At 58.6% G+C, this 7,783-nt stretch carries 8 protein-coding genes and 2 pseudogenes; 4 read left to right on the top strand and 6 right to left on the bottom strand.

The window, feature by feature from the left end:
- From NKH01_RS34600 to NKH01_RS34610, 3 genes and pseudogenes are all read left to right on the top strand, one after another.
- Positions 1–190: pseudogene (locus NKH01_RS34600) on the top strand (dihydrodipicolinate synthase family protein); the annotation flags it as partial.
- A gap of 233 nt (positions 191–423) precedes the next feature.
- Complete coding sequence (locus NKH01_RS34605) at positions 424–894, top strand: hypothetical protein (RefSeq protein ID WP_352722285.1); 471 nt, start codon at positions 424–426, stop codon at positions 892–894.
- Between the two features lie 79 nt (positions 895–973).
- Positions 974–1,740 (top strand): IS5 family transposase gene (locus NKH01_RS34610; RefSeq protein ID WP_352824126.1). Its coding sequence is split into 2 segments (ribosomal slippage): positions 974–1,298 and positions 1,298–1,740, totalling 768 coding nucleotides; the frame shifts between segments, so codons are not numbered across the junction.
- 257 nt (positions 1,741–1,997) lie between these two features.
- On the opposite strand, the gene NKH01_RS34615 is transcribed toward NKH01_RS34610, so the two are convergent.
- The 6 genes and pseudogenes from NKH01_RS34615 to NKH01_RS34640 all read right to left on the bottom strand — a co-directional run bounded on the left by NKH01_RS34615 (position 1,998) and on the right by NKH01_RS34640 (position 7,499).
- Positions 1,998–4,157: a peptidase domain-containing ABC transporter gene (locus NKH01_RS34615; protein WP_353024680.1), complete on the bottom strand. Its 2,160-nt coding sequence runs from the start codon at positions 4,155–4,157 to the stop codon at positions 1,998–2,000.
- A gap of 32 nt (positions 4,158–4,189) precedes the next feature.
- Entirely contained in the window at positions 4,190–5,275 is a 1,086-nt protein-coding gene (locus NKH01_RS34620; RefSeq protein ID WP_353024681.1) for an HlyD family secretion protein, read from the bottom strand.
- 97 nt (positions 5,276–5,372) lie between these two features.
- Positions 5,373–5,537 (bottom strand): hypothetical protein, encoded by a 165-nt coding sequence (locus NKH01_RS34625; RefSeq protein ID WP_353024682.1) that lies wholly within the window; start codon positions 5,535–5,537, stop codon positions 5,373–5,375.
- A 382-nt stretch (positions 5,538–5,919) separates the two neighbouring features.
- Positions 5,920–6,163, bottom strand: a pseudogene (locus tag NKH01_RS34630) (hypothetical protein).
- 470 nt (positions 6,164–6,633) lie between these two features.
- Entirely contained in the window at positions 6,634–7,254 is a 621-nt protein-coding gene (locus NKH01_RS34635) for a sulfatase-like hydrolase/transferase (RefSeq protein WP_353024683.1), read from the bottom strand.
- A gap of 35 nt (positions 7,255–7,289) precedes the next feature.
- Complete coding sequence (locus NKH01_RS34640) at positions 7,290–7,499, bottom strand: hypothetical protein (protein ID WP_352785590.1); 210 nt, start codon at positions 7,497–7,499, stop codon at positions 7,290–7,292.
- 89 nt (positions 7,500–7,588) lie between these two features.
- Here NKH01_RS34640 and NKH01_RS34645 point away from each other — a divergent pair.
- A partial coding sequence (locus NKH01_RS34645; RefSeq protein ID WP_353024684.1) for a hypothetical protein occupies positions 7,589–7,783 on the top strand: 195 nt, incomplete at its 3' end.

The raw sequence follows: 7,783 nt of genomic DNA on the forward strand, positions 1-7,783 counted from the left end.
CGATGCCACGCTTGCGCCGCTCTGGAGCCTCTTCAAGGAGTTCTCGAGCCTTCGCGTCGTCTATGCACTTGCCGAATTGCTCGACGTTTGCCGTGCAGACCCCCCGCGTCCCATCCTGCCTCTGCCCTCAGCAGCGAAGCGCCAGATCGCCGCCGCGTTGGAACGCTTGCCGTCGGATGCCAGCCGGTGAACAGCGAACCCGGCGGCCAGTGAAAGGAACTGTCATGTAGAGCTCGCGAACGGACACGTTCGGCCGCCGCTCTTCGATCGCGATGCGTAGCTTCTTGGCCACGACCTTTTCGAGCGAGACCCGCCGACGCAACGTCTCGACGCTATCAAGGCTCGCTACATGCAAAAAGGGACACGTCGTTCAATGCTTCGCTGGAAGATTAGGTCGTGAACCCATAAATGGGAATGAGGGAGATGGGTGAAAAGCGATCGTTGCGTCGTTTGACAGATCGCGCATATTGTCGAGGAATGACTGAACTCGCATTAGAACCCGGCGGTGGATTGAGAGGTCTTCCGATTGGATCGTCCAAAGGAAGCGTTCGGACATTTTTCGGTGGTAAGCACCAGCCGTTTAAGCGTACACCCGAAGGCAATCCGATAGATTATTGGGCGGATGCAGGCGTTTTTGCCTACTATGATTCCGACGAGCGCCTGGAGGCCTTGGAGTTTGCAAGCCCAAGCAACCCGACATTGAACGGATTGGCTCTTATCTCGGTATCGATGGGCGAAGCGACACAGATTCTCCAATCTCTCGACCCGAAGTTACGCTTGGAGCCGGATGGCGCAACCTCAACGCAGCTTGGTATAGGCGTTTGGTCCTCGACAGGCGAAGCCGATCAACCTGTGATGTCCGCGATAACATTCGGACCGGGCTACTACGATTAGGCTGTAGCGCTGAACGTCTGATTTTGATGGGTTTACCAACTCGCTTCCATATCGCGCGGGATTGTGATTCAGGCTCAATATGAGCCGATATGACCTGACCGACTTCGAGTGGCGCGTGATCGAACCGCTGTTACCCAACAAACCTAGAGGCGTGCCGCGCGTCGATGACCGACGCGTGTTAAACGGAATCTTCTGGGTGCTGCGCTCCGGTGCGCCATGGCGCGACCTGCCCGAGCGCTATGGGCCACGCACCACCTGCTACAACCGCTTCTCGCGTTGGCGAAAAGCAGGTGTTTGGGATCGGCTCATGGACGCCATCAGCGGAGCGCATGATGGTGAAATCCAGATGATCGACAGCACTTCCATTCGGGCGCACCAGCAGGCTGCGACGGCAAAAAGGGGGGCGCAGATAATTGTCTCGGTCGCAGCCGAGGTGGCCTCACGACCAAAATCCACGTCGTCGTCGACGCGCAAGGACTCCCGATCCGGCTCGGCCTGACGGCGGGACAAACGCACGATGGGCAGATCGCCGATCGATTGCTCGACCATCTCGGCCCGCGCATCATCGTCCTGGCCGACAAGGCCTACGATGCCGACCGTATCCGGGAGTTGATCCAGCAGCACGGTGCGACGCCCAACATTCCCGCCAAGCGGAACCGGAAGTGGAAACCTTGCTTCAGCAGGCGCCTCTATCGCGAGCGAAACCTGATCGAGCGCTTCTTCTCCAAGCTGAAACATTTCCGCCGTGTCGCTACACGGTACGACAAACTGGCAGCCAACTTCCTCGCCATGATCCAACTCGCCTCAATGCGACTGTGGCTTCGCGCTTATGAGTCTACGGCCTAACTTGCTCGGTAATGGTTCTGTCGTCACTCGGGATGGTGAGTATTTGGGCACTTGGCAATCTGACGAGAATGACCCCCGAGCTCAAGCCGCATTACAGACGATGCGGAGGAATGTTGCGATTATGCAGGGCAGGCGAGACGCTATTCACCGAGTGCGACGATGCGATCCGCGTCAACTCATACGTGATGCTGCAGGCCACGCTCCTAGGTCTCGATGACCGGATCTGGCGGTGATCGATGCGCTACGCACCGTCGTGGTTAGCTGGATCCGGTTTGCGCCCGCCACAAGCGTGCGTAAGCACCTTCAGTTGCCAGCAGATCAGCATGCCTCCCCTCCTCAATAAGCTGTCCCTTGTCGAAGACCACGATCTTGTCGGCCCTACGAATGGTGCTGAGTCGATGAGCGATGACGATTATGGTCTTACCGGCCTGACGAAGATCTTCAATGATTCGCAGGACAAACCCCTCGGCTATCGAGTCGAGAGAGGAAGTCGCTTCGTCGAGGATCAGGATCTCCGGATCCCGGTACAGAGCCCGAGCCAACGCAAGCTGCTGCTTCTCGCCGCCGGAGAGGCGTATACCATTCTCGCCCAAATAGGTCTGGAGACCGCCGGGCCAGTGCTCGATCAGCTCTCGTAGCCCTATTTGATCGCAGATGTGCAGGATCTTCTCGATGTCCGGCTCGAACTCGCCAAGGGCGATGTTCCCGACCACCGAGCCCGAGAACACATCGACCGATTGCGGCACAGCAGCGATAGCCTTGCGCACGGACACTGTTGAGAGATCCTGGAGGGCAAAGGGACCGATCCGGATGCGTCCTCCCTCAAGCGGGTAGACATTCTGCAGCAACGCCGCAAGGGTGCTCTTGCCCGAGCCGCTTTCCCCCACCACGGCCGTCATCTCGCCCCGGCGGAAGGTGACGCTGAGATCGTGGAAAAGCTCCGGCTGCGAACCATGGCGGAACGTGACGTTCTCCAGGCGAATATCACCAAGGTCGGACTTTGTGGCATCGATGCCGCCGCCGCTTGTCTCCTGCTCCAGGTCGAAGATCTCAAACAGGCGATCCGCTGCGATGAAGCCATCCTGAACGATCCGATTAGTCTGGATCAGATTGGCGACCGGCCGGATGACATAGCCGAGTAACGTATAACAGGACAGTAACTCGCCGGGCGTGACGGTTTGATCCAGGGCAAGCGTCGTTCCGAACCACATCAGCACGATGGTGAATAGGGTCGAGAGGAAAGTCGAGGCATTATCCCCGAAGATCGAGATGAGACCGGAACTGTAGACTGAGTGCAGCATCTTGATGAAACGGATCTCCATCTTGAAGTTGGCGAAACTCTCCACGCCGGAGGTCTTGATTGTGGAGACAGCTCCGAGGGATTCCACCAGCTCCGCCTCCAGGTTGGCGGCATCCTCCATAATCGCGCGCTGGTGCTTCCTATTCAGCCGGTTGATGGTCCAATAGACCAAGAGATACAGCGGAATGGAGACCGCCACGACCAAGGCGATCTTCCACGAGTAGATGCACATCAGCCCGAACGAAAATAGAATCATTAGCACGTCAACGAATATGTTGATCGAGACGTCGTTCAGGAAGCTCCTGATCTTCACGGCGTCGTTCATCCGGGCGATGATTTCGCCCATGCGCATGCTGTCGAAGAACTTCTGGGGCAGGTTTAGGATGTGCTTGTAGTAGCCGAGGATCAAGTGGACATCGATCTTCTGCCCCGTTTGCAGGATAAGCCGGTTCCCGAGGAGATTCATCAGGATCTGCGCCACCAGGATCACCAGCATGACGAGGCTCATCAGGTTGAGCAGGTTGCGGTTGCCCGCTGTGATCACATGATCGACGATCTTCTGGACGTAGATTGCCGTCGAGAGCCCGAGGACCGTCGTCACGAGCGCCCCGGCGAGAGCCTGGGCCATCACCGCCCTTTGTGGCGCAAGCAGACGCGCGAACCGGGCAAGCGGCGTAATGGTCTCGTCGCGGCGCTTGAAGGTGGCTGCCGGAACCAGGAGCACCAGGACGCCAGTCCATTGCGTCTTGAATTCCTCGTGCGTCAGCTTGCGGATTTCGCCATAGGCTGGGTCCATGACGGTGACCCACCTCGCGTCGATCGCCTGGATGACGACGAAGTGGTGAAGGACCCCCTTGACGACGACGTGCGCGATAGCGGGCTTGGGGATCTTGTACAGGCTGTCGAAGCCACCCTTCACTCCCTTGGCGACAAAGCCCAGCTTCCGGGCCGCTTCCGTGAGGCCCAGTACGGTAGTGCCGGAGCGGTCGGTCGAGGCATACTGGCGGATGCGCGACAATGGCAGCTTGTGACCATAGAAGGCTGCGACAGAAGCAAGACTGGCAGCTCCACAATCGGTGATGTCGTGCTGCTTGAACTTGATAACCTTGCTCGACATGGCGGCTCGCTGGCTGTTTGGATAGGGAAGGATTAGTGGCCCGCCAGGAGGGGATTGAGCCAATCGTCGGCCTCATTGTAGAGGAGTTGCAGAAGAGTGCGTTCTGCCACGAGGAAGCGGGCCCGCACGGTCATGCCCTTCTTCAGATGACCGATGACCCCGTTCTTGAGTGCGAGATGGGTGCGAGAGAGTGCGCAGCGGACCTTGAAGACCGGGCTCATGTCGTGGAGGGTGAAGTCCTGCGCTACGCCGAGCACTGTCGCATCGATGAGACCCCATTGATTGTAGTTGAATGCATCCACTTGGAGCCGCACCGACTGGCCCTCCCGCACTAAGCCGATGTCTTTGGGGGAGACGTAGATTTCCGCCACCAGTTCGTCGTCCGGCGAAACCCAAGCAACGGTTTGCCCGGCCTGGATGTAGCTGCCGGGGGTCAGGCCGGTGAATTGCTCGAGTGCGCCTGACACGGGGGCCCGAATGTGGGTGAGATCCCGTTCCTTCTCGAGCTGATGCACGGCGGCCGTGAGTTCCTTGAGGCGCAGGTTAAGGTCGAAGAGCTGCTGGTTCCATTCGGCGGATTTGCGCCGGGCAAGGATCTCCCCCTGAACCTCAATGTTCTGGAGGGCGAAAGCCTTCTCGTCAACGGCCTTTGCGGGCGTCGCAGCAGCGGAGAGCAGTCGCTTAGCGCGGTCGAGTTCCGCCGCGGCATTACTGCTGGCATATTGGTTCTCCCGCAGCAGATTGAGAAAATGCGCCCGCTCCGCCTTGGCGGACTCGGTCAGGAGGAGGATCGGGTCCTTGGCCTTCGTGCCGGAGGAGATCAGGGTTTCGAGGTCACGGGCAAGATCACTCTTAGCGCGAATATCGCCTTTATACGCCCTGAGCTTTTCCTCAACCACCTCATCATCGAGGGCGAGAATCTCCTGCCCCTGGGCAACCAGATCGTTCTCAACGGCAAGGATACGGGAGATGCGTCCGGAGACGGGTGCGACCAGGGGCGTCTTCTCGACGGTGGGGCGAATGATACCGGCACTTTGGACCGAGATCGCTATGGTGATGAGTGGCAGCGACACCAACGTCGCAACCACAGAGAGCAAAATCAGCCGATAGATGATCAAAGATCGTCCTGATCGTCGGGAGAGAATGCTCTCTGCAGTGTAGCTGGCAATTTCAGGAGAAAGGGTATTTAGCTTGCACACTAATGTTCTAACCGTGTCACTTCCAGTGCCTCGCCGCTACCAGTATAGTCGCAGCCACAACGCCTATTAACCCCGCCACCGCGAAAGCTATCGCCGCAAAAAAAGCCCACCCGCCCGAAATTGTGGATGCTTCTTCTGGAGCCAATTCAGTCACACCATAGTCTGACAGATCGACCTTCATTGCTGTCTCCTTTCCTAGAGATCAAATAAGATGAACCAGTCTGCCATTAGCGGCTTTTGCCGCCGTACAACCAACATCAAGAGTCGTGCCAACTGCACAGGAAGCGACCCAGAAAACTGTTCTGGATGTTATTCAATGGCTTCACTGAGAGCGCGGCGGCACGCCAGCCAGACGTCACCGTGTCGCGGATTCGACAAACCCGACACTGGTAGGGGCCAGTGCGGGTAGGTCGGATACTTAGGGATAGAGTCGAATATAGGTCTCCTGAGGGAGCTCTGCCTGCATGGAGGGAGAACCGGCCTGTCAGGAACAGCATCTGGAACAGCATCTGGAACGCGCTGAGCAGCTTGCGGCAGTGTGGTCTTGTGTCAGCGCCCGATTGTTACCGCGGAGATTTCGCTTTGATGCGTGCGATGATGTCTGGGTCTGAGACGAAGTCTTCGAGGAAATCGTTTCCAGTCATTGGTCGAGCGGCGGGCATGGGCGCCCGTGCCGTCGTAAACGCTGATGAGACTGCCGTAGGACAGATTGTCGTCGTTACAGACGATCGCCTCCAGGAGTTCGGGGTCCTCTCCGAGCATTTTCGCGACGTGATTGATGGTGAAGACGTAGGTTATCATCGCCATCAGGCGGCCTCGGCCCACGAAGGATGCGAGAAACAGCAACGCCGTTGCGGATTCTGGCGACATAGGCGACAAGGCGGGCCCCGACCCGGTCGCGCAGCACCAGCACACCGCAAGCAGGGCGGCGAGACCGATCGCCCCGCCCCATGCAAGACTATCCCATGTCGTCGGATAGCCGAGTAGGAGGTAACCGACCGCCTGATTGGCGAGCCACGACACACCTGTTGCAGCAGGGCACCACGACGGGAGAGGTTTGCCCCGGCCACCGTAGCGATGGCCGGGAATGGCGTGGCGCAAGCGAGCACAAGGCTGAACGCGACACTGAGGGCAGCGACAAGGGCCGCCCAAACGAAATGCCTTGCCGTTGCCGACGTGTCATATGCCTTGCTCGTGTCATAAGCGGGGTCATAGTGCTGTCGCCCCCGCGCTTCAATGACATGCGAGGCGAAAACGAGCGCGGCACCAAGGGAGCGCTAGTGCGACAGGTCCATCGCGCGGGACTCATTCATTCGATCATTTCCAATTCGTGAATCTCGTCGGCACGTCCTGCCAAGCGGCGCGGAGTGCGCCTGTTTTGAAGTCGCGCGACGCCGTCTGATAGTAGGCAATCGCCTCGTCACGCAGCTGTGCGTCCACTGGGGCGGGACGTGAAGCGAGGGTGGTCGGATCCACGGATAGCTCTCGACCACACCCTTCGGACGCAGGACGAACAAAGTCCCGTTCTTCATGTACCCGAGCGACTGATAGTTGCTGATGAAGGCGCACTCGTTGTCGGGCTTGGACCCGCCTTTTGCCCTGCCGAAGAAATGGCTTTCGCCATTCGCACCCAGTGCACGGAGGATCGTCGGCGGGAGATCGATCTGGCTGACAAGCGTGCTGATATGCCCGGGCTTAACCAGGCCCGGTCCATAGAAGAACATCGGGATATGATAGCCGCCCACGGGAAGTTCAGTCTTACCGGCTGCAGAAGCGCAATGATTGTCAATGACCGTGGAATCGGGACCCTGTTTTTTCGCGCAAAAGGGACCCCAGCTTTCGGTGCTGAGAGGCACGCCGGTAAGCGCCCGATGAGGCGAAGCTGGTCGGGGTTGCACAGCCCGATCGGGCGCGACTGATTAGCTTTCGGACTTCAGCTTTGAGAGCGGCTCTTGAAGCGCCAGGATTCGTTGCCAGTCTCGGCGAAGGCAGCTTCCTGGAAAGCGAAACCGCGGGGGAAGGGCAATGGCTGAGACGGCTCGGCCATGGTGGTGCTTCCCTTCTCGAGCCGATGGTTCGAGCGCTGAGCCTCGGTAGCGGTGAGCTCATCGAGATCGGCCAGCTCATCAAGCGCCTTGAACATCCGGATGGCGGCACAAGTATTGTCCCAACGGAGTTCCTCAAGCTGTGGGCCAGCTTTGTACCACTCGTGGCTTCGAAGGGTGTACGCCAATGACCTATCGTGCCGAAGAGCATTTAAAGCTTCTCAAGCCCTTCCAGCGAGCCACGGTGGACTATGTTTTCCGACGTCTATTACGGATGCGTCGGCTATACGGCAATTTCTGTCAAACGGCGTCCAAAACTGACCCCCGATCGGCGTCCAATTTTGACCCCCCTTATGTAATGCGCGGCGGTCAGCGTTCGCCC

Source organism: Mesorhizobium sp. M1403 (genome assembly GCF_040317695.1).
In the GTDB taxonomy this organism is placed as follows: domain Bacteria; phylum Pseudomonadota; class Alphaproteobacteria; order Rhizobiales; family Rhizobiaceae; genus Mesorhizobium.

Coding starts and splice junctions, on each gene's coding strand:
- NKH01_RS34605 (WP_352722285.1), top strand. CDS start 424: ATGGGTGAAAAGCGATCGTTGCGTCGTTTGACAGATCGCGCATATTGT.
- NKH01_RS34615 (WP_353024680.1), bottom strand. CDS start 4,157: ATGTCGAGCAAGGTTATCAAGTTCAAGCAGCACGACATCACCGATTGT.
- NKH01_RS34625 (WP_353024682.1), bottom strand. CDS start 5,537: ATGAAGGTCGATCTGTCAGACTATGGTGTGACTGAATTGGCTCCAGAA.
- NKH01_RS34640 (WP_352785590.1), bottom strand. CDS start 7,499: ATGTTCAAGGCGCTTGATGAGCTGGCCGATCTCGATGAGCTCACCGCT.